A 19,241-nucleotide genomic window follows, 5' to 3' on the forward strand; every position below is an offset into this window, starting at 1 on the left:
GCGACCCGACCGACAAAAAGAACCGGCCGAGCCGATAAAGGCACTGGCTTTTAACACGCTGTTGAGTTCTCAAGAAACGGACACCCACCGCGCCGAACCCCGCTCCCGCAGGCCCCGGCTCCGGGGCGACTCGGTCTTACTTTACCGGATCCGGGCCGAATGTCAATTTCGTGCCCTTTTCCGATAAATACCCTTCCGCTGCCGCTTGCGCGGCGCCTTCCGGGCGGTGAAGCTATTTCATCAGATCCGGCGCGATTGTCAAAATCGACCGTTTCCGACCCACCAGCGAACAGCGGACACGGTAGAACCGCGTCTGCTTGGTCGATGGTGGCTCCCCACGGGCCGGCCGCCTCTCGGCGTCCTGCTCCCCTGTGGGGCGGAGAGAACATTATGCCCCTGTGGACCCGACGTCAAACCGACACTCGCGCTTTTTTCCGGGCCATGTTCCGCGGGACGCGGAAAGATCCGTCAACGTCGCGTCCCACCTGCGGTTATGTGCGTCGCCGTCAGGCCGTCTGGGCTAGGTGGCCGCCTAGAAAGACGACCCCCTCGGCGAAGACCCAGAGGATCGCGGCGGCGGTGAGCATGCCGCTGAGCCGATCCGGATCCCGCCTCGAAGTGAACAACACGAGGGCAACCAGGATGATTCCCACCGCCGGGATCACCGCGGCGAGGGAGACGAGGACGGCATCGTGGACGCCGCCGATGCAGGCCTGGTCTGGGGTGCCGCCCGCACTGCAGAACGCTTGTTCGCCCCAGCCACCGAGGGCGGTGAACGTCCAGAGCGCGGCAAGGGTGAGGTTGGCCACCGCGGGGATCACGGGAGAGATCCGCCACTCCCCGGTACGTCTCGGAGCGACTTGCACGATTCACTACTTACCCCGGTCGTCCTCGCTCGAAAAGGGCCCCGACCCTGTGCGGTCGAGAGAGGTGCGCGTTGTCGCGTGCCGGCAGTCGGCGTTCATGGTGCAGGGCAGGTTCTTGGACGGCGCGGATCGCGAGCTGCGGACGCCGATCACCGTCATCCGCGGTCATCTGACATTGATGGGCGACGATCCGGCCGAGCGGGAGGAGACCCGGCGCTGCTGATGGAGGACCCTCGACCGGACGAACCGGATGGTCAACGACCTGATCATGCTGATCGAGGCAGATCGCCCGGCCGTCCCGACGGTCGAAGTCGTCGCCAAGTCGCGAGGGCTCGGGGACCGTCGCTAACGCGTGGACGTCTACATCCGCTACCTGCGGCGCAAGGCGGGGTTGCGCATCGCGACCGTCCGCGGGCGGCTACCGGCTGCGCCCGTGACCGCGGCCCGACCGGTCAGGTGATCTCCTTGGCCTCGTGGAGGTTCATGTCCATCACGATCGCCGTCATGACCGCCATGCTCCGCAGCGGTTCCGGGACGGGGTCGAAGATCTCGGCCTCGTACTTGTCAGCCGTCGTCAGCAGGTGCGTGGCGATGCCCGCCCACTTCTTGCGCACGTGCGCGACCTTGGTGCCGTCGGTGTCGTGCACGGCGAAGTTGTTGCGCGGCACGTCCACCTCGACCGCGCCGATCAGGGTGCCTTCGCCGTCGTAGAGGACGTAGCGGCGTCCGACCCGCTCGGTGACGAACGAGCCGACCGCGTCCTCTTTGGGGCCGAGGATCTCGGTGTAGTCCCGTCCCTGCTGTTTTTCCACGATGAACAGGGGATTTCCGTCGAGCGTCGTGAGCATGACGGCACGGGCATCAAGGTTCGACTTGCCGGGGACGATGCCCCGCATGGCCTCGGCGCGGCCCTGGCCTTCCGCCGGTGCCGCGATGGCGACGACGGTGCCGTCACCGTCCATCACCTTGTAGCGCGACTTGGCGAACGGTCCCCGGCGAGGCTGCTCAATCCTGAGCATGGAGGAACTGAACGGGTCGCTCATGCATTTCTCCCGGCTTCGTCGTAGGGCACGTCCTGCCGCGCCCTACGGTACGGGAAATCCCCCGGGCGAATGAGCTACCCGATGGGCCAGTCCTTGCCCTCGTACAGCATCAGGTCGATCGCGATGGGGGTGGCGACCACGAGGACGCGGAGCGGGTCGTGGAGAGGCTGGAAGATCTCGACCGAGTATTTGTCGGCGGTGGTCAGCAGTTCGGTGGCGACGCCCTTGAGCTTCTTGTCGACCTGTGCGACATGGTTGCCGTAGCCGTCGATCACCGGGAACTTGTAGCCGTAGCGGCTGCCGTTCAGCCGGCCGACGGGGAGTGCCGCCGAGTCCAGAAGCGTGTACTGGTGCCCGGCCTTCTCACCGACCTTCCGCAGTGCGCCGATCAGAGCGCCGTCGGCGGTGTGCACATGGGCACCACTGGCCGAGACTCCCGCCGTCACGGAGATCAGCGGCACGCCCTGCGTGTTCTCGACATGGACGGTACGGCCGCCGCCACCGCTGCCGAAGGCGGTCCTGCCCGCCCGGCGGAGCCGGGAGACATCACGTTCCCCGGCGGTCGCGAGCAGCGTGCCGTGGCCGTCGAGAATCCGGTACCGGGATTGGGCGCCCGGGGCGCCGCGCGGCTGGTCGACATGCAGTACCGGGGAGCCGAAGAGATCACTCATGCGTCCGCATAATGCCAGTGCCTCCGCCAGCGGGAACATGCCGGAGCTCATTGTGGACGCCGGGCACACAAAAGGGACGGCCCAGGGGCCGCCCCTTTCATGTCGCGTCGTTACGCGTCGCCGATCAGAAGTCCATGCCGCCGGCGTCGGGCATGCCGCCCGCCGGGGCCGGGTTCTTCTCGGGCTTCTCGGCGATGACGGCCTCGGTGGTGAGGAACAGCGCGGCGATCGACGAGGCGTTCTGCAGCGCGGACCGGGTCACCTTGGCCGGGTCGAGAATCCCCGACTCGAACATGTTGACATATTCGCCGGTGGCGGCGTCGAGTCCCTCACCCGGGGTGAGGTTGCGGACCCGCTCCACCACGACGCCGCCCTCGAGGCCGGCGTTGACGGCGATCTGCTTGAGCGGCTCCTCCAGAGCGCGCTTGACGATGTTGGCCCCGGTGGCCTCGTCGCCGGCGAGCTCCAGCTTGTCGAACGCCTTGGTGCCGGCCTGCAGCAGCGCCACGCCACCGCCGGGGACGATGCCCTCCTCGACCGCGGCCTTGGCGTTGCGGACGGCGTCCTCGATGCGGTGCTTGCGCTCCTTGAGCTCCACCTCGGTCGCGGCGCCGGCCTTGATGACCGCCACACCGCCCGCGAGCTTGGCCAGGCGCTCCTGGAGCTTCTCACGGTCGTAGTCGGAGTCGGTGTTGTCGATCTCGGTGCGGATCTGGTTGACCCGGCCCGCGATCTCGTTGGCGTCACCGGCGCCGTCCACGATCGTGGTCTCGTCCTTGGTGATGACGACCTTGCGGGCGCGGCCCAGCATGTCGGTCGTGGTGTTCTCAAGCTTGAGACCCACGTCCTCGCTGATGACCTGGCCGCCGGTCAGCGTGGCGATGTCGCCCAGCATGGCCTTGCGGCGGTCGCCGAAGCCCGGCGCCTTCACGGCCACGGACTTGAAGATCCCGCGGATCTTGTTGACGACCAGGGTGGCCAGGGCCTCGCCCTCGACGTCCTCCGCGATGATGAGCAGCGGCTTGCCGGACTGCATGACGCCCTCGAGGACGGGCAGCAGGTCCTTGTTCGCCGACGCCTTGCCCTGAACGATCAGGATGTACGGGTCCTCGAGGACCGCCTCCATCCGCTCGGGGTCGGTCACGAAGTAGTGCGAGATGTAGCCCTTGTCGAAGCGCATCCCCTCGGTCAGCTCGAGCTCCAGACCGAAGGTCTGGCTCTCCTCGACCGTGATGACGCCTTCCTTGCCCACCTTGTCCATCGCCTCGGCGATCATCTCGCCGATCTGCGGGTCGCCGGCGGAAATGGAGGCGGTGGAGGCGATCTGCTCCTTGGTCTCCACGTCCTTGGCGAGCTTGGACAGCTCCTCGCTGACCCGCTCGACCGCGGACTCGATGCCCCGCTTCAGCGACATCGGGTTCGCGCCGGCCGCCACGTTCCGCAGGCCCTCGCGCACCAGCGCCTGGGCCAGCACGGTGGCGGTGGTGGTCCCGTCACCCGCGACGTCGTCGGTCTTCTTCGCTACTTCCTTGACGAGCTCCGCGCCGATCTTCTCCCACGCGTCCTCGAGCTCGATCTCTTTCGCGATCGACACACCGTCGTTGGTGATCGTGGGGGCGCCCCACTTCTTCTCCAGCACGACGTTGCGGCCCTTGGGACCAAGGGTCACCTTGACGGCGTCGGCGAGCTGGTTCATGCCGCGCTCGAGGCCGCGCCTGGCATCCTCGTCGAACGCGATCATCTTTGCAGCCATAGGCTCCAGTCCTCCCGGAACAAGGTGGCTTAGACGGATCGAGCCGACGCCCGCGACGGACGGCCCCCGCCGACGACTGCCATTCCGTCGCCGGACTGAGGCCTCATCGCCCCGACCCAAACTGTGAAGTTGTCACTCTCCACAGCAGAGTGCCAACCGTTTTTTAGCACTCTACCCTGTCGAGTGCAAGCGCCGCGCACCCTGACCGGGGGAAGGTTCATCTGCGGGACCCGACCCGTTCTCACCTGGGCCGGAGTCCGGTCCGGGAGCTTCCCGGGTGTGTCGCCGTGATCCACCGTGTGGTCGTCCGCCGGTGTTCACGGAACACTGGCCCGATGGTGAGGCACCGGAGGGGCGGTCTGTTCCGCGCCCGGCGGTTGGAGTCTCCCGCGCTGCACCAATGCGCCGGTTCACGTTCTCCGATGCAGTGAGCATACGTGCTCTGAAGCGTGCCCACCGAGTGCCCGGCGCGAGCCGCCGTTGAACAGGTCAGGAATCGAGAAGCGACTACGGCCGGCCCGTGGCTAGCGTCAGCGGGCATGGACATCAAGCTGCAAGTGAGCGCCATCATGCTCGGCGTGAAGGACGTCGCACGCGCCAAGAAGTTCTATGTCGAGGGACTGGGCTGCGAGGTCGTCCAGGACTACGGCGGTTTCGTCAAGTGCGGCCTGGGCGAAGGATCATCGTCGCTGGCACTCTACGAATGGGACGCGGCGGCACAGGACGCCGGCGTCTCCGCCGAGGGGTCCGGGTTCCGCGGCTCCTCGTTCCACTTCATCACCGACTCCAGAGACGCGGTGGACGAGGTCGTGCGCGCCGCGGTGGCCGCCGGCGGCACCGTGGTCAGGGAGGCGGCCGCCACCGAGTGGGGCGGGTACTTCGGCTACTTCAGCGACCTCGACGGCTACCTGTGGAAGGTCACCACCGCCACTTGAGGGCCCGCCGCGCGGTCCTGGCGCACGGTGGTGCGCCAGGACCGAGCCCGGGCTCAGCCGCCGGCGACGGCGGGGATGATCGAGATCTGGGCGCCTTCGGGCGTGGCGGTGTCGAGGCCGTCGGCGAAGCGGACGTCCTCGTCTCCCACATAGACGTTCACGAACCGGCGGATCTTGCCGTTGTCGTCCAGGATGCGGGCGGAGATGCCGGAGTGGCCGGCCTCCAGGTGGGCGATGACGGCGCGCAGGGTGGCGCCCTCGGCCTTCACCTCCGCCTCGCCGCCGGTGTAGGTCCGCAGGATGGTCGGGATACGGACGGACACGCTGCTCATGGTGCTCCTCTCAGGCCAGGCCCGCGGCGCGGAACGCCTCCAGGGACGGGGCGATGTTCGCGGACGGGGCGACGACGGGCGCGACGGCGTCCAGGGTCTTCAGGCCGTCCCCGGAGTTGATGATGACGGTCTCGGCGGACGGGTCGAGGGTGCCGGCCTCGACGAGCTTGCGGAGGGTCGCGACGGTGACGCCGCCCGCGGTCTCGCCGAAGATGCCCTCGGTGCGGGCGAGCAGCCGGATGCCCTCGACGACCTGCTCGTCGGTGACGTCCTCGACGGCGCCGTTGGTGCGACGGGCGACGTCCAGGACGTACGGGCCGTCGGCGGGGTTGCCGATGGCGAGGGACTTGGCGATCGTGTCGGGCTTCACCGGGCGGACGACGTCGTGGCCGGCCTTGAACGCGGCGGCGACCGGGTCGCAGCCGGCGGCCTGGGCGCCGAAGACGCGGTACGGCCTGTCGTCCACGAGGCCGAGCTTGATCAGTTCCTGGAACGCCTTGTCGATCTTGGTGAGCTGGGAGCCGGACGCGACCGGGACGACGATCTGGTCGGGCAGCCGCCAGCCGAGCTGCTCGGCGATCTCGTAGCCGAGGGTCTTGGAGCCCTCGGCGTAGTACGGCCGGACGTTGACGTTCACGAACGCCCAGTCCTCCTGCTCGCCGGCGATCTCGGACGCGAGCCGGTTGACGTCGTCGTAGTTGCCGTCGACCGTCACGAACGTGCCGCCGTACACGGCCGTCGTGATGATCTTCTGGGATTCCAGGTCGGACGGGACGAACACGGCGCTGCGGATCCCGGCGCGGGCGGCGGCCGCGGCGACGGCGTTCGCGAGGTTGCCGGTGGACGGGCAGGCCAGCACCTTGAAGCCCAGTTCGCGGGCGGCGGCGAGGGCCACGGCGACGACGCGGTCCTTGAACGAGTGGGTCGGGTTGCCGCTGTCGTCCTTCACCCACAGGCTCCGCAGGCCGAGGCTCTCGGCGAGGTTGTCGGCGCGGACGAGGCGCGTCAGGCCGGGCTCGGTGTTGGGCGTGTCCGCCACGGCGGACGGGACGGGCAGCAGCCCGCGGTACCGCCAGATGTTGCGGGGCCCGGACTCGATGGCCGCGCGGGTGACGCCCCCGAAGTCGTAGGCGATCTCCAGGGGGCCGAAACACTCGTCGCACGCGTAGAACGGGCCGAGGTCGCGTGTGGAGCCGCATTCGCGGCAGACGAGGCCGGTAGCGGGTCCGAGGTCAGTGGCAGACGTGAGTGCCATGAAGCGAGGCCTTTCCCCCATCTTCCCTGCGCCACCTTGGTCGCAGGCCGGAGTTGGCACCATCTCCCGGCCGGCCTCGCAGGATCGCGAGCGCACCTGAGCCGGGTGGTTGCCGGGGCTTCGCAGGGCCGGTCCCTCCACCCCTCTGGATGAGCAATATTCAGTTGTGAGAACGAGCCGCGTTTTGAGCTCGTATGCGTCGACTTTACATGATCTGACCGGATGCCAGACGGCTGGGTCCACTGGCTGAGACGTTACCCGGATGCGTTCTTGATCACGCCGGTTCTTCGCGGCGGGCGGTGCGCTGGGTGGGGTCGAGGAACACGTGCCGGACGGTCGGCAGCCGCTCCCTGAGCCTGCGGTCGATCTCGCCGGCGACGTCCTCGGCCTGGTCGGCGCTGATGTCGTCGGAGAAGTTGACCTTGGCGGCGACGAGGATCTGCTCGGGACCGAACATCGCCGTGCTGTCCTCGAACAGCGCCGCCTTGAACGTCAGATCGGGTGACCTGCGGACGTGCTCGACGATGCCGCGGCCGTCCGCCCGGGTCTCCATGCGCGCCTGGTAGAGGGCGCGTATCCAGGACGTCCCCTCCAGCACGGCCGCGAGGCCGAGGACGGCGTAGGCCAGCCACACGCTCGTGCCGGTGCCGCCGCGGCCCATCATGGTCAGGATGCCGTAGAAGATGGAGAACCCGGCCCCGGCCACGAAGATCCCGAACGCGGCGAGCAGCGACCAGACGTACCGCTCGTTGCCGTACCCGAACGGATGACGCCGGTCGGGGGGACGTTCGCTGCGACCAAGGGACGCGAGGAGGAAACCCTGGTTGAGGGTGTCCCCCATCGAGTGCGCGCGCTCTCCGCGAGCATCGCGCTGGACCCGGCCAGGACGCCAGCGACCAGTTTCGCCATGGCGAGGATGAGGTTCGCCGCACCGGCGACGAGCACGGTCTTCGTCGTCTCGGCCCTGCTCATCCGGGTCGACTACCCGTCGCGTTTCGCCCTAATCCAGACGGATCCGGCAGTGGCGTGAACCACGTGGGGCACTTTGAAGCGCCCGGGTCCCAACTGAGACCCTGCCGGTATGAGCCAAGTGCTGGTGGCATCGAATCGGGGCCCGGTGTCGTTCTCGTCCTCGCAGGACGGTGCGCTCACCATGCGGCGCGGGGGCGGCGGGCTGGTGTCGGGCCTCGCCGCCGTCACGGGAGCCCCGCGCAACCCCGGGCCGTCCCACCCCACCGGGACGGCGTCCGAGGCGGCGGACGTGCTGTGGGTGTGCGCGAGCCTGGGCGAGGCCGACCGGACGGCCGCGCGCCGTTCACCCGACGGCCGCATCGACCTGGCCGGGTACGAGACCGGCGGCGCGGCCGTGCGGATGCTCGACATCCCGGAGGCCACGTTCCACCGCGCGTACAACGCGGTGGCCAACTCGACGCTGTGGTTCGTCCACCACCTTCTGTACGACACACCGCGCAGCCCGCATTTCGATGCCCGTGCCCGCCGCGACTGGCAGTCCTATGAGGCGTACAACGCGGCGTTCGCCGACGCCCTCGCACGGGACGCCGCGCAGGGCGCGAAGGCGGCGATCCAGGACTACCACCTGTCACTGGCTCCCCGGATGCTCCGCGACCGGCGCCCCGACCTGAAAATCGCCCACTTCTCGCACACGCCCTGGGCGCCGCCGGAGTACTACAGCCTGCTCCCGGACGACATCGGCAGACAGATCCTTCTGGGCATCCTCGGCGCCGACCACGCGGGGTTCCTCACCGAGCGGTGGGCTTCCGCCTTCCTCGACTGCTGCGAACTTCTGCCGGGAGCCCGCGTCGACCGTGTCGCCCGTACCGTCACCTGTTCGGGACATGTGACGCGTGTAGGCGTCCATGGCCTCGGCATCGATGGGACGGCTTTGCGCCGGCGCGCCGCCGAACAGGACGTCGTGGAACGGGCGCGCGCGCTGCGTGAACAGGTGGGCGACCGTCAGCTCATCGTGCGGATCGACCGGACGGAGCTGTCCAAGAACATCGTGCGTGGCCTCGCCGCCTACCGCGAGCTGCTCCTCAACCATCCCGAGTGGCGCGGACGCGTGGTGCACCTCGCGTTCGCCTACCCGTCCCGCTACGACCTCCCCGAGTACCGGGAGTACACCGCGGCCGTCCAGCGGACCGCCGAGCAGATCACCGACGAGTTCGGCACGGCGGACTGGGATCCGCTGATCCTGCAGGTGAACGACGACTATCCGCGTTCCCTCGCCGCCTACGGCATGGCCGACGTCCTCCTCGTCAACCCGATCAGGGACGGGATGAACCTCGTCGCGAAGGAGGGGCCCGTCCTGTCGGAGCGCGGTTGCGCGCTCGTGCTGTCCAGGGAGGCGGGCGCGGCGGCGGAGCTGTCCGAGGACGCGCTGATGGTCAACCCGTACGACGTGTCGCAGACCGCCGAGACCCTCCACAAGGCCCTGCTGATGCCGCGCGCCCAGCGCTCCGAACGCTGCGCCCGCCTCACCGCCGCCGCGACGGCCCTCCCCCCGCAACGCTGGTTCGCCGACCAGCTCGCCGCCCTCGACTGACGGCGCATGACCACCGGTCTCTGAGGCGTGGGCGGGGCGAGCCGGTGATGGCGCAGTGTCCAGGGGAATGGCCGGTGTGCCGCGGTGAGGGGCGGCCGGGCGCCGCCTCCACCCGAGCGGCCCCCGGCCGATGGCTCCCCGGTCACATGGTGGGCGTGACGGTGCTCTGCGCCGCCAAGAGGCACTCGACCGGGTTCGGTTCGTGGTGCTGTTTCCAGCGTTCGCGCAGGGCCGCCTTGCGCTGAGCCATGCGGCGGTGGGTGCTGGTCTTGGTGAACCGGGCGAGCTGGGACGCGGGCGGTTTCGGCAGTCCGCTGGGCTCGTAGCCGTACTCGGCGAGCCGTTCACCGAACGCGGCCTCCGCAAGGCTGATCTCCCAGGAGTCGAGGCGTTCCGCCCAGGACCCGATGCGGCTGGTCGTGACGGAGTCGTGCGTCCGTCCATGCCACTTCTTGCGCGGAGGGACGGTCCGCTTGGCCAGGCCCTCGGGGCGGGCCATCGCCGGGTCGAAGTCCTCGCCGAGGAACCCGCAGAGCCGGGTCAGCTCGTCGGCGGGGTCGGCGACGAGCCGCTCGTACTGCATCTCGTAGTAGGTGTCCGGGCCGAGGCGCTCGGCCAGCCGGCGTCCCCGGTCGATCGCCTCCCGCCACGCGGACACGGCGTGGTGGAGGTCCTTGTCGTACCAGGGCATCTCCATCAGCGAGGCGACACAGTCGCGCCCGTCCCGGACGAGGTGGACGAACTGCGCGTCCGGGAACAGCCGCAGCAGCGTGCCGACGTGCCGGAAGTAGCTCGGCCGCTTGTCGCCCCAGCGCGGCTTGCCGTGCCGGCGGGCGTACGCGCGGAACACGATGCCGATCGCCGAGCCGAGCGTCGGCGGCCCCGCGACGATCTCGTCGACGATCTCGCCGGCGTCCAGGCCGAGCGCGTGGAACTTGGTCGTCTTCCCGGCCGTGATCCACTCCGCCAGCGCGCGTCTGTTCTCCCTCTCCCGGAGGTCACCGAACTCGCACCGCCGCGAATAGGCGGGGATGAGGAACTTCGTCTCCGCCGGGATCGCGATCCGGGAGTGCGAGTGCAGCATCAGCTGCAGCAGCGTCGTCCCCGAGCGGGGACACCCCAGGACGAAGATCGGGCGGTCGTGGCGGGGGTCCGGGCCTGATGACATGCACGGCATGCTGTCCCAGGCACCAGGGTCGCGGCCCTGGTCATGAAGGCACCCTTGCCCGCCGATTACCGACGTTTGACGGTGTCGTCCCACGTGCCCGTGCCCGTGCCCGTGGCCGTGCCCGGTGCCGCCGGGCACCCGTCACGGGCCGCGCCCGGCGACGGTCAGGTGGACGATCAGGTGTAGGACTCGCCCAGCGTCTGCCTGACCTGCTTGCGCGCCTCGTGGATGCGGGACTTGACCGTGCCGAGCGGAAGGCCCAGCTGCTCGGCGATCTCCGCGTACTCCAGCTGGGAGACGTCCCGCAGGACGAGGGCCTGGATGAGGTCGGGCTTGCGGGCCTCCAGGTCCTCCATGGCGTCCAGGATGTCGACCCTGGAGCCCGCGATGACGCTGGTCCGGCGCGGGTCGGGGCGCTGCTGCGGCAGTTCCCCCGCCTGCTCCACCGAGCGCCGCTTCAGCGACCGGTAGGTGGAACGGGCGGAGTTGGAGACGACGACGTGCAGCCAGGTGCTGAACCTCGACCGCCCCTCGAAGCGGTGAATGTTCCGCGCCACCTGCAGCAGTGCGTCCTGGCAGGCCTCCTCGGCGTCCTGCCGGCAGGGCAGGAAGCGGGAACTGTGCCGCAGGACGTCCGGCTCGATCTTGCGGAGAAGCTCGTTGAGGGCGCTCTGGTCGCCCTGCGCGGCCTTGACCGCGAGCTCCTCGGTCTTCTCGTCGAATGCCATGCCGCCTCAATGCTCGTTCGCGCACTCACCCCGTTGTTGGGATGATACGGGAGTGTCTTTCCCACCATCAGTAGGCCGTTACCGGATCGATCGCGTCCTGGGTTCGGGGGCGTTCGCCTCTGTGTGGCTTGGGCAAGACGACGCCCTGGAGTCCCAGGTAGCGATAAAAGTCCTGTCTGGCAGCCTGATCGACGATCTGGACGTGCGCAACCGTTTCCTGGAGGAGGCCCGGATACTGCGCCGCGCCGACTCCGAGCGGCTCGTCCGCGTCCACGACATCGGCGAGCTTCCGGACGGGCGTCCCTACTTCGTCATGTCGTACGCGGACCGGGGAACGCTCGGCGACCGCATGCGCGAACGGCCACTTCCGGTCAGCGATGCGATCGCCCTCGCCGAGGAGATCGCGTACGGGGTCGAGGTGATCAACACGCTGGGCGTGATCCACCGCGACCTCAAGCCGTCCAACGTGCTGTTCCAGTCGACACCGGACGGCGGCGAGAAGCTGCTGATCGCCGACCTCGGGCTGGCCAAGGCCCTCGCGCACGCGTCCGGCGCGTTCACCCTGCCGGTCGGCACGCCGGGGTACATGTCGCCGGAGCAGGCGAGGTTCGGCGGCGGCCTGGACGTCCGCGCCGACGTGTACGGGCTCGGCGCTCTCACCTACCACATGATCACCGGACGGGCGCCCGGCCCTGCGCCGGTCAAGTCGCCGCCCAGCGAGCTGCGCGAGGGGATCACCCCGGCGTTCGACCAGGTGATCCTGCGTGCGCTGGAGGTCGAGCGGGAGAAGCGGTGGCCGACCGCCGAGGCGTTCGCCGAGGCGCTGTCGACGCTGCGCCCGACGTCGGCGCCGGGCGTGCCCACGCCTTCGTACGCGCCGCCTGCCCCGCAGATCAACGCGGACGCGACCGTCCAGGACTTCTACCAGGACGGCACCCAGGCCCGGCCGCCCGGCCCCCGCCCGAGTCCGGGTCCAGGTCCGGGCCCGGGTCAAGTCGTGACCCCGGTCCAGGGTCAGGCGCAGGGCCCTGCCCAGGGCCAAGGGCCGGTTCAGGGGCAGGCGCCCGTCCAAGGGCAACCCCAGGCCCAGGGGCAGCCTCCCGTGCCGGGGCCGCCGCCCGGCCCCGGTCAGGCCTTCCCGTCCGGCGAGCCCGGCCCGCAGGGCGGCGGCCCGCGAGAGATGCGGACGCGGCTCGACCAGTCGGCGGAGGACGACGTCCACACGTCCGAGATGCGCGTCCCGCCCGGGCCGCAGGCCGGCGAGCAGACGATCGTGGACGACCCGAGCGGGCGCGGCACGCCGTTCGGGCAGGGCGAGCCGCCAACGGCCCCCGACAATGACAACGACCGCACGGTGGCGATGCAGTCTCCGCCTCCCCCGCAGCAGCCGGGTGGCGACGACAAGACCGCCGTCTTCCCGACGCAGGCTCCGCAGAACGGCGCCCCGCCGCAGGGCGGCCCCATGCAGCCGATGGGCCCCCCGGGTCCCGGCGGCCCCGGTGGTCCTGGTGGCCCCGGTGGTCCTGGCGGCCCCGGGCCCGGCGGCCCGCAGCCCTACGGCCAGCCCGGCCAACCGGGGCAGCCGCCTCCCACTGGATTCCAGCCGCCGCCCCCCGGACCGGTTCAAGGCCAGGGCCAGGGGCCCGGTGGCGGCAAGGCCGGGCTGCTGAGCAAGCTCAGGGGCGGCGGCGCCGCGGGGCGGCCGGGCGGCGGTGGCGGCGCGGGGAAGAAGTTCGTCACGCCACTGATCATCACCGTGGCCGTGCTGGCGGTCGCGCTGATCGGCGGCCTGACCCTCGGCATGCTGTTCTCCGGCGGCGGCGAGGACGACAAGGACAAGGACGGCAAGGCCGAGATCCCGAAGGACTTCGTCGCGGTGTCCGACAACGCGGGCAAGATCAAGGCCGCGGTGCCGAAGGCGTGGCCCAAGGACCAGAGCGAGCAGACGTGGACGCCGTCCACCGTCCGGCTCGACGACGCCCAGCCGCGTCCGGTGCTGCGCGCGACACCGGACAAGGCCGCGTTCCTCGGCGACGGCAAGGGCCCCGGGGTCTTCATCGGCGTGACCACGGACGTGCGCGACGGCCGGCTGCCCCCGCCGAGCGCGGCCGTCCACTCGCAGTGCACGAAGGCCGAGCCGGAGAACTACACCACTCCGGACAAGGCCCTCAGCGGGACGATCACGCGCTTCACCAACTGCAAGACCGGTACGCCGTCCGTCACCGAGATCGGCCTCAAGGACAAGGCCGGCAAGTTCGGCCTGTGGATCCGGGTCAAGGAGACCGACAACCGCAACGCCGCCAAGGACATCCTGGACAGCCTGAAGGTCACCGGCCCCTGACCCCCCGCATGTCCCCGGCTTTGACCGCCCTTCACTGACGACCCAGTGCGTGGGTCCGATCCGGTCGCGGCCAGGCCCACGGCCGTGAACGCGTAGGCATGGCAGAGCGTGCGCTCGTGCCTCTTCGCACGCCCACGCACTGCCGCGAGGCCCCGTCTGGCGCCCACTGCACGGCGATACGTCCTCCCCGCGGCCCTCTTCTCGACGTGTGCCCGCGTGGCCGGCACACGCAGGTCCAAGGCCGAGTGTTGCATCGCGACCTATTCCGATATATCGTTAAGGCATCGCAACCGATCACAGCTAAAGGAGACTGCGATGCGTGACAACACGACGAGAGGGCGCGGAGGCCCCCGGGGCCCCCGGGAGCGCGGGCGCCGCGGAGACCAGTTCGGCCCGTGGGGGCCCGCCGGTCCGGGATTCGGTCCCGGGCCCGGCCATCGCGGACGCGGTGGACGCGGGCGGCGGACCCGGCGCGGCAACGTCAGGGCGGCGCTGCTCGCCCTGCTCGCCGAGCGGGCGATGCACGGCTACGAGATGATCCAGGAACTGGACGGCCGCACCGGCGGTGTCTGGCGGCCGAGCCCCGGCTCGGTCTACCCGACCCTCCAGATGCTGGAGGACGAGGACCTGGTCAGCAGCGAGGAGCAGGGCGGCAAGCGGCTGTTCTCCCTCACCGACGCGGGCCGCGAGGCCGCGTCGGCGCAGACCACGGCCCCCTGGGACGAGGTCACCGCGGCCGCCGGCGAGAACGCCCTGCGCGGGCGCGAGGCGGTCGGTCAGCTGATGGGCGCCCTCCACCAGGTCATGGCGGTCGGCAGCGAGACACAGAAGGCGCGTGCGCTGGACGTCGTCAACGACGCCCGCCGCCGCCTCTACGGGATCCTCGCCGATGACCCCGAGGCCGAGTGAACCGGCACCCGGTCCACACCACATCAACACGAAACGGCGACCAACCGAAACCGCCGCGGCCGGACGGGCCGCGGCGGTTTCGCGTGCACTCGGGACAGGGCGGCGGTCAGCCGGGGAAGGGAACCTGCCTGGCGCGCTGGTCGGCCATGTACAGCTGCTTCCACACGTACAGGCCCATGTCCCCGCGGGCGACGTCGTTCTGGACGGGGACGTCGACCGTGGCGCGCACCAGGTACGTCCCGCCCGGCGCCATGTACTTGTCGCCGCCCTCACCGGGGATCAGCTCGCCGCCGGCGAACCTCCGCACCACCTCGCTCTTCGTCGGCGGCGTGCACATGTCCTCCGGGACACCGGCCTGCGGCATGCACCGCCCGCGCGCCTCGGGCGTGACGAGCTCACGCTTGACGAAGACGTCGCCGGGGAAGTCGAGCAGCACCTTCTCGTTCGTCGGGTTGGTGAGCAGGTACTCGATGTAGGGGAACGACGTCCCGGACGGCGGCGACGACTGGAACGTCGTCACGGCGCCGTCGCTCACCCCGCTGGTCACCGTGGCGAGTTTGTACTTGGAGCCGTCGGCCGTGCCGACCTCGATGGGCGTCCCGGCGGCGGGCAGGCGGACGTCGGCGCCGCCCGGAGGCTGCGCACCGGCTGCCGGACCCGCATCGCCGTCCCCGGGTCCGCGCGTCAGGACGAGGCCGACCACGACCAGCCCGGCCAGGACGAGCACGCCCGCGGCGACGAGCCCGCTGCGGCGCCCGGCGCGCTGCCGCGCCCGGCGTTCCTGCTCGCGTTCACGCGACCCGAGCCGCACCTGCACGCCGCTCGTCTCCCGGACGCCCATCGGCCCGGTCGTGGACGACGCCTCGTCCCCCGCTTCCGAGTACACGTCCTGCTCGGAGTACGCGTCCTGCGCCTCAGAGACACCGGCCCATGACGCGCCGCCGCGCGGATCCGGCTCCGGCGCCGGTTGTTGCGGGGCCCGGCCGCGGTCCTGGACGTGCGGCTGGACGTGCGGCTGGACGTGCGGCTGGACGTGCGGCTGCGGCGACTCGGGCGGAGGGCCCCAGACCCGCGGCGGCTCCTGCGTACCGGGAGACGCGTGCACGATGGGACGCGTCGGGGCACCGGGCGGAACCGGGGCGCCCGGCGGTGTCCGCACGTCCGCCGGCGGGGACGGCTGCGGGGCCTGGCCAGGATGGACGGGCGTCCCCTGCACGGGCGTGGCCCTGGCCGGAATCCCATGGGGTGGAGTGCCTCTGACCTCGCCTGGACGGCGTGGGACTCCCGGTTCCGTGTTCACCGTCAAGCCTCCCCATGTCATCGTGCGGATCCCCCGTGAACCACACTTACCGCAACCCATCATATTTTGGCGCAATTAGACAGCCGGTCCATATGCGACATCAGAGTCTCGCGAGATCCGACAAACCAGCACACGACTCTTGTCACTCAGCCGACAACCGGCGAGTTCGGTAGCGGTCACATGTCAGTGGCACCTGTCAGGACGAGCTGAAACACGGTCCCGGGGAAGCCGAGCAAACCGCGACCGGCGCGCCTCACTCCGGGAAGGGGACCTGCTTGGCAGGGTTGTCGGCCATGTAGAGCTGCCTCCACACGTACAGCCCCATGTCCGCGCTGGTGATGTCGCGCTTGATGGGCGCCTCGACGGTGACGCGGACCAGGTACGTCGCTCCCGGCGGCATGTACCTGTCGCCGCCCGCGGCGGGGATCAGCTCACCGCCCGCGAGCCGCCGCACGACCTCGCTCTTCGTCGGCGGAGTGCACATGTCATCGGGGACGCCGGTCTTCGGCTCGCACCGGCTCCGCACGCCCGACGTGACGAACTCGCGCCTGAGGAACACGTCGCCCGGGAAGTTGAGCAGCACCTCGTCCTGTGTCGGATTGGTGAGGAGGTAATCGATGTAGGGGAACGACGTGCCGGCCGGCTGCGACGTCGCGGGGTCGGGCGGGCGGCCCCAGGCGCCCGCGGTCTCCGGCGCGCCGGGACGCGCCTGGACGATGGGGCGCGTCGGGGCGCCCGGCGGTATAGGGGCACCCGACGGCGGTGGCCGGGCACCTGGCGGCTCGGGCGTCGCGGGGTGAACCGGCAGCCCTTCCAGGGGGGTCGCCCGGGGCGACGGCTCGCCCTGGGGAGGGGCGTGCCGGGGGTCGCCCGGACGGCGTGGGTGTCCCGGTTCCGTGTCCACCGTCTGGCCTCGCCTTCCTGGCGCGGCCCCCGAGAACCGCACACTTACCGCAATTCGCCACATTTTGCCGTAAGCGGACGCGTCGCCCGCGGGCGGCTCCGGAAACTCGCGGGATCCGATGAAGCCCGGCCCGACTCTTGTCACCCGCCGACAGGCGGTGGCGGCCGGTACAGGTCAGGGAGACGAGTCGAGCAGCGTCCCGAGGAGGCCGACGACTCCGGACGGGCCGTCCACGACCACGTCCGCCCGCTCGGCCAGCGCCGTCACCTCGGTGGACCCGCTGCAGACCAGCACACCCGGCACCCCTTCGGCACGCAGCGAGTCCACGGCATCGAAGGCCGCCAGGTCACCGAGATCGTCTCCCGCGAACAGCACGGCCGACGGGCGCTCCCCGCGGTCGTCGATGAACGACCGCAGCGCCATCCCCTTGTCCATCCCGTGCGGTCGCAGCTCCAGGACGAGACGGCCGGGCTCCACCGTCAGCCCGGTACGTTCGGCGAGCGCGGCGAGAAGGCTCCGCAGCCGCTCAAGCGCGACCTCCGGCTCGGCGCACCGGCGAGTGTGCACCGCCAGCGCCTGCCCCTTGTCCTCGACGAAGGTCTCCGGCGGCGCACCCGCGGCCTCCAGAACGCCGGGCAGCTTGGCACGGGCCTCGGCGACCCCGGGCGGCGGCTCGGGCACGGTCAGAACGCCGGACTCCCAGCGTTCCAGCCCGTACTGCCCGAGCACGACCAGGCCGTCGATGCCGTCGAACCCGCCGTACTCGACGGCCACCGCCGCCGGACGCCCCGTGACGATCACCACGGCGCCCACCAGCGGAGCAAGGCGGGCCAGCGCAGGGGCCGCGCCCGGATGCGCCCGGGCCGAGCCCGGATCGTCGACGATCGGCGCGAGAGTGCCGTCGAAGTCGAAGCCGAGCACGGCCCCGGCCGGGGATTCACGGATCGCGTCGAGGCCGGCGGCACCGGCGGCCGTCACAGAGCGGGGAGAGTTCACCCGGCCAGTCAACCCTCTTCGTCCGGGGTGTCGCCAGGACCCGCGCGGCGCGAGTCCGCGGACGAGGACGGTGCGGCCGGTCAGGGTCCGGGCCGGATACCGAGGCGGCGGGCCGCGCGGCTGCGCTGCCGCTGCGACCGCATCCGGCGCAGGCGCTTGACGAGCATCGGGTCGCACTCGAGCGCCTCGGGTCGGTCGATCAGGATGTTGAGGAGCTGGTAGTACCGCGTCGCCGACATGTCGAACAGCTCGCGGATGGCCTGCTCCTTCGCTCCGGCGTACTTCCACCACTGCCGTTCGAAGGCGAGGATCTGGCGGTCGCGCTCGGAGAGCAGGTCGGCGGGGAAGGCGGCGTCGTCCGCCCCGCCTTCTTCGGTCACGGGTTGCGGAACTGGGCCATCGTCCATGCTTCCGTCCTGTGGGGGGACGTCACCGCGGGGATCACCGGGGGCGTTCGCCGCTCGCATCAGGTCCCCTCTGTGGTTACTGATCCCGGGTCGTCCGGGTTCGGGCGGGAGTCATGTTACGCGTCCGCGCCGACAAGTTCCGGCGGTTCGCGGGGAACGACGGTCGGCGGTTCAGTGCATCACATCCCCGTTCACCAGGGGATCTTCAACGCCGCGTGTCCCACCGGGACCGCCCGTCCCAGCAGCCCCCGAACGTGGGCGAACCGCGTTCGTTAGAGTCGGAAATCCGCAGCGTCCGGCGTGGCGTCCGAGCAGGCAGGCGATGACAGCACGGAACGGAGACCTTTGCATGGCGACGGACACCTCCGCCACGAAACGGCCCGCCGGACGTACCACGGCCGAACACGACCCGGCGGTGCACGACCCGGCCGACCACGACACCTCCGGACACGAACGGGCCACGCCGGAATCGCATGGCGAGCCCGCCCCCGACCCCGTCCTCACCGACATCAGCGTGGCGCTGCTCCAGCTCCGCCGGGCCTGGGCCAAACCCGACCTCATGAAGCGGATCCGCGCGCAGACACCGGCCGAAACCGGCGGGCGGCCGCTGCAGATCTCGAACCTGATGGTCGTGAACGCCGTCGCCGCCCTCACCGCCACCGGGGAGCGGGAGCCCGGTCCCGCGGACGAGCCGTCCTGCGAGGTCACCGTCGGCGCCGTCGCGGAACGGCTGGAGATCGACCCCTCCACCGCGAGCCGCCTCGTCGGGCACGCGATCGACGCGGGGCTGCTGTCGCGGCGCCCGTCCCCCGTCGACGCGCGCCGCGCCAACCTCGGGCTGACCGAGGCCGGACGGCGCGTCAAGCAGGTCGCCGACCGGTTCCGCCGCGCCTACTTCGACGAGCTCATGTCCGGCTGGTCGGCCAGGGAGCGGACCGAGTTCGCCCGGCTCCTCACCCGCTTCGTCGACGCGGCCGCCCGTGCCCCGCGCTACGCGGACGGCATCGACAAGATCTTCGAGGAGGCCCGCGCCGAGTAAGCGCGGACCCCCCTCCCCGGGCGGCGCGGGG

Annotated in this window: 20 protein-coding genes and 1 riboswitch; of the genes, 7 read left to right on the forward strand and 13 right to left on the reverse strand. The window is 70.6% G+C overall.

Annotated elements, in window-relative coordinates; genetic code table 11:
* Positions 1–506: 506 nt before the first annotated feature.
* Positions 507–809 (reverse strand): hypothetical protein, encoded by a 303-nt coding sequence (locus ACTWPP_RS42500; RefSeq protein WP_443110152.1) that lies wholly within the window; start codon positions 807–809, stop codon positions 507–509.
* A gap of 121 nt (positions 810–930) precedes the next feature.
* Between ACTWPP_RS42500 and ACTWPP_RS42505 the strand changes: the two genes are divergently transcribed.
* Positions 931–1,089 (forward strand): hypothetical protein, encoded by a 159-nt coding sequence (locus tag ACTWPP_RS42505; RefSeq protein ID WP_443110153.1) that lies wholly within the window; start codon positions 931–933, stop codon positions 1,087–1,089.
* A gap of 229 nt (positions 1,090–1,318) precedes the next feature.
* Here the strand turns inward: ACTWPP_RS42505 and ACTWPP_RS42510 are convergent, their stop codons facing one another.
* The 3 genes from ACTWPP_RS42510 to groL all read right to left on the reverse strand — a co-directional run bounded on the left by ACTWPP_RS42510 (position 1,319) and on the right by groL (position 4,333).
* The gene (locus tag ACTWPP_RS42510) at positions 1,319–1,909 is read right to left on the reverse strand and encodes a phospholipid scramblase-related protein (protein WP_443110154.1); all 591 of its coding nucleotides are present in this window, start codon (positions 1,907–1,909) and stop codon (positions 1,319–1,321) included.
* 74 nt (positions 1,910–1,983) lie between these two features.
* Positions 1,984–2,580, reverse strand: a complete 597-nt coding sequence (locus tag ACTWPP_RS42515; protein WP_443110155.1) for a phospholipid scramblase-related protein — start codon at positions 2,578–2,580, stop codon at positions 1,984–1,986.
* A gap of 124 nt (positions 2,581–2,704) precedes the next feature.
* The gene (groL, locus tag ACTWPP_RS42520) at positions 2,705–4,333 is read right to left on the reverse strand and encodes a chaperonin GroEL (protein ID WP_443110156.1); all 1,629 of its coding nucleotides are present in this window, start codon (positions 4,331–4,333) and stop codon (positions 2,705–2,707) included.
* 539 nt (positions 4,334–4,872) lie between these two features.
* On the opposite strand from groL, the gene ACTWPP_RS42525 reads away from it, so the two are divergent.
* The gene (locus tag ACTWPP_RS42525) at positions 4,873–5,268 is read left to right on the forward strand and encodes a VOC family protein (RefSeq protein WP_443110157.1); all 396 of its coding nucleotides are present in this window, start codon (positions 4,873–4,875) and stop codon (positions 5,266–5,268) included.
* Positions 5,269–5,321: 53 nt separating this feature from the next.
* Here the strand turns inward: ACTWPP_RS42525 and ACTWPP_RS42530 are convergent, their stop codons facing one another.
* The 3 genes from ACTWPP_RS42530 to ACTWPP_RS42540 form a co-directional block, all read right to left on the reverse strand.
* Positions 5,322–5,600: a MoaD/ThiS family protein gene (locus tag ACTWPP_RS42530; RefSeq protein ID WP_443110158.1), complete on the reverse strand. Its 279-nt coding sequence runs from the start codon at positions 5,598–5,600 to the stop codon at positions 5,322–5,324.
* 10 nt (positions 5,601–5,610) lie between these two features.
* The gene (gene thrC / locus ACTWPP_RS42535; protein WP_443110159.1) at positions 5,611–6,855 is read right to left on the reverse strand and encodes a threonine synthase; all 1,245 of its coding nucleotides are present in this window, start codon (positions 6,853–6,855) and stop codon (positions 5,611–5,613) included.
* A 14-nt stretch (positions 6,856–6,869) separates the two neighbouring features.
* Positions 6,870–7,011, reverse strand: a riboswitch (SAM riboswitch).
* Positions 7,012–7,129: 118 nt separating this feature from the next.
* Entirely contained in the window at positions 7,130–7,696 is a 567-nt protein-coding gene (locus ACTWPP_RS42540) for a cation diffusion facilitator family transporter (protein ID WP_443110160.1), read from the reverse strand.
* Between the two features lie 3 nt (positions 7,697–7,699).
* On the opposite strand from ACTWPP_RS42540, the gene ACTWPP_RS42545 reads away from it, so the two are divergent.
* A complete protein-coding gene (locus tag ACTWPP_RS42545; RefSeq protein ID WP_443110161.1) occupies positions 7,700–7,885 on the forward strand; it encodes a hypothetical protein in 186 nt (61 codons plus the stop codon).
* A gap of 51 nt (positions 7,886–7,936) precedes the next feature.
* A complete protein-coding gene (locus tag ACTWPP_RS42550) occupies positions 7,937–9,418 on the forward strand; it encodes an alpha,alpha-trehalose-phosphate synthase (UDP-forming) (protein WP_443110162.1) in 1,482 nt (493 codons plus the stop codon).
* A 142-nt stretch (positions 9,419–9,560) separates the two neighbouring features.
* On the opposite strand, the gene ACTWPP_RS42555 is transcribed toward ACTWPP_RS42550, so the two are convergent.
* Together ACTWPP_RS42555 and ACTWPP_RS42560 are read right to left on the reverse strand one after the other, a co-directional pair.
* On the reverse strand, positions 9,561–10,586 hold the full coding sequence (locus ACTWPP_RS42555) for a sulfotransferase family protein (protein WP_443110163.1): 1,026 nt from the start codon (positions 10,584–10,586) through the stop codon (positions 9,561–9,563).
* Positions 10,587–10,762: 176 nt separating this feature from the next.
* Entirely contained in the window at positions 10,763–11,314 is a 552-nt protein-coding gene (locus tag ACTWPP_RS42560; RefSeq protein ID WP_443110164.1) for an RNA polymerase sigma factor, read from the reverse strand.
* On the opposite strand from ACTWPP_RS42560, the gene ACTWPP_RS42565 reads away from it, so the two are divergent.
* Together ACTWPP_RS42565 and ACTWPP_RS42570 are read left to right on the forward strand one after the other, a co-directional pair.
* Positions 11,313–13,655 (forward strand): serine/threonine-protein kinase, encoded by a 2,343-nt coding sequence (locus ACTWPP_RS42565; RefSeq protein ID WP_443110203.1) that lies wholly within the window; start codon positions 11,313–11,315, stop codon positions 13,653–13,655. The genes ACTWPP_RS42560 and ACTWPP_RS42565 overlap by 2 nt on opposite strands.
* Before the next feature lie 315 nt (positions 13,656–13,970).
* Positions 13,971–14,564 (forward strand): PadR family transcriptional regulator, encoded by a 594-nt coding sequence (locus tag ACTWPP_RS42570; RefSeq protein WP_443110165.1) that lies wholly within the window; start codon positions 13,971–13,973, stop codon positions 14,562–14,564.
* Positions 14,565–14,670: 106 nt separating this feature from the next.
* On the opposite strand, the gene ACTWPP_RS42575 is transcribed toward ACTWPP_RS42570, so the two are convergent.
* The 4 genes from ACTWPP_RS42575 to ACTWPP_RS42590 all read right to left on the reverse strand — a co-directional run bounded on the left by ACTWPP_RS42575 (position 14,671) and on the right by ACTWPP_RS42590 (position 18,171).
* Positions 14,671–15,669 carry a hypothetical protein gene (locus ACTWPP_RS42575; RefSeq protein WP_443110166.1) on the reverse strand — a complete coding sequence of 333 codons (999 nt, stop codon included), beginning with the start codon at positions 15,667–15,669 and terminating at the stop codon, positions 14,671–14,673.
* A gap of 448 nt (positions 15,670–16,117) precedes the next feature.
* On the reverse strand, positions 16,118–16,768 hold the full coding sequence (locus ACTWPP_RS42580; protein WP_443110167.1) for a hypothetical protein: 651 nt from the start codon (positions 16,766–16,768) through the stop codon (positions 16,118–16,120).
* Positions 16,769–16,942: 174 nt separating this feature from the next.
* Positions 16,943–17,764: a trehalose-phosphatase gene (gene otsB / locus ACTWPP_RS42585; protein WP_443110168.1), complete on the reverse strand. Its 822-nt coding sequence runs from the start codon at positions 17,762–17,764 to the stop codon at positions 16,943–16,945.
* Positions 17,765–17,844: 80 nt separating this feature from the next.
* Positions 17,845–18,171 (reverse strand): DUF3263 domain-containing protein, encoded by a 327-nt coding sequence (locus ACTWPP_RS42590; RefSeq protein WP_443110169.1) that lies wholly within the window; start codon positions 18,169–18,171, stop codon positions 17,845–17,847.
* Between the two features lie 349 nt (positions 18,172–18,520).
* On the opposite strand from ACTWPP_RS42590, the gene ACTWPP_RS42595 reads away from it, so the two are divergent.
* A complete protein-coding gene (locus tag ACTWPP_RS42595) occupies positions 18,521–19,210 on the forward strand; it encodes a MarR family winged helix-turn-helix transcriptional regulator (protein ID WP_443110170.1) in 690 nt (229 codons plus the stop codon).
* The last annotated feature ends 31 nt before the right edge of the window (positions 19,211–19,241 follow it).

The sequence above is a fragment of the Actinomadura sp. 3N407 genome (assembly GCF_052245875.1).
GTDB lineage: Bacteria > Actinomycetota > Actinomycetes > Streptosporangiales > Streptosporangiaceae > Spirillospora.

Bases quoted from the DNA above. Each gene is read 5' to 3' on its own strand.
- ACTWPP_RS42510 (WP_443110154.1), bottom strand. From the start codon at position 1,909: ATGAGCGACCCGTTCAGTTCCTCCATGCTCAGGATTGAGCAGCCTCGC.
- ACTWPP_RS42515 (WP_443110155.1), bottom strand. From the start codon at position 2,580: ATGAGTGATCTCTTCGGCTCCCCGGTACTGCATGTCGACCAGCCGCGC.
- groL (WP_443110156.1), bottom strand. From the start codon at position 4,333: ATGGCTGCAAAGATGATCGCGTTCGACGAGGATGCCAGGCGCGGCCTC.
- ACTWPP_RS42525 (WP_443110157.1), top strand. From the start codon at position 4,873: ATGGACATCAAGCTGCAAGTGAGCGCCATCATGCTCGGCGTGAAGGAC.
- ACTWPP_RS42530 (WP_443110158.1), bottom strand. From the start codon at position 5,600: ATGAGCAGCGTGTCCGTCCGTATCCCGACCATCCTGCGGACCTACACC.
- thrC (WP_443110159.1), bottom strand. From the start codon at position 6,855: ATGGCACTCACGTCTGCCACTGACCTCGGACCCGCTACCGGCCTCGTC.
- ACTWPP_RS42540 (WP_443110160.1), bottom strand. From the start codon at position 7,696: ATGGGGGACACCCTCAACCAGGGTTTCCTCCTCGCGTCCCTTGGTCGC.
- ACTWPP_RS42550 (WP_443110162.1), top strand. From the start codon at position 7,937: ATGAGCCAAGTGCTGGTGGCATCGAATCGGGGCCCGGTGTCGTTCTCG.
- ACTWPP_RS42555 (WP_443110163.1), bottom strand. From the start codon at position 10,586: ATGTCATCAGGCCCGGACCCCCGCCACGACCGCCCGATCTTCGTCCTG.
- ACTWPP_RS42565 (WP_443110203.1), top strand. From the start codon at position 11,313: ATGCCGCCTCAATGCTCGTTCGCGCACTCACCCCGTTGTTGGGATGAT.
- ACTWPP_RS42560 (WP_443110164.1), bottom strand. From the start codon at position 11,314: ATGGCATTCGACGAGAAGACCGAGGAGCTCGCGGTCAAGGCCGCGCAG.
- ACTWPP_RS42570 (WP_443110165.1), top strand. From the start codon at position 13,971: ATGCGTGACAACACGACGAGAGGGCGCGGAGGCCCCCGGGGCCCCCGG.
- ACTWPP_RS42590 (WP_443110169.1), bottom strand. From the start codon at position 18,171: ATGGACGATGGCCCAGTTCCGCAACCCGTGACCGAAGAAGGCGGGGCG.
- ACTWPP_RS42595 (WP_443110170.1), top strand. From the start codon at position 18,521: ATGGCGACGGACACCTCCGCCACGAAACGGCCCGCCGGACGTACCACG.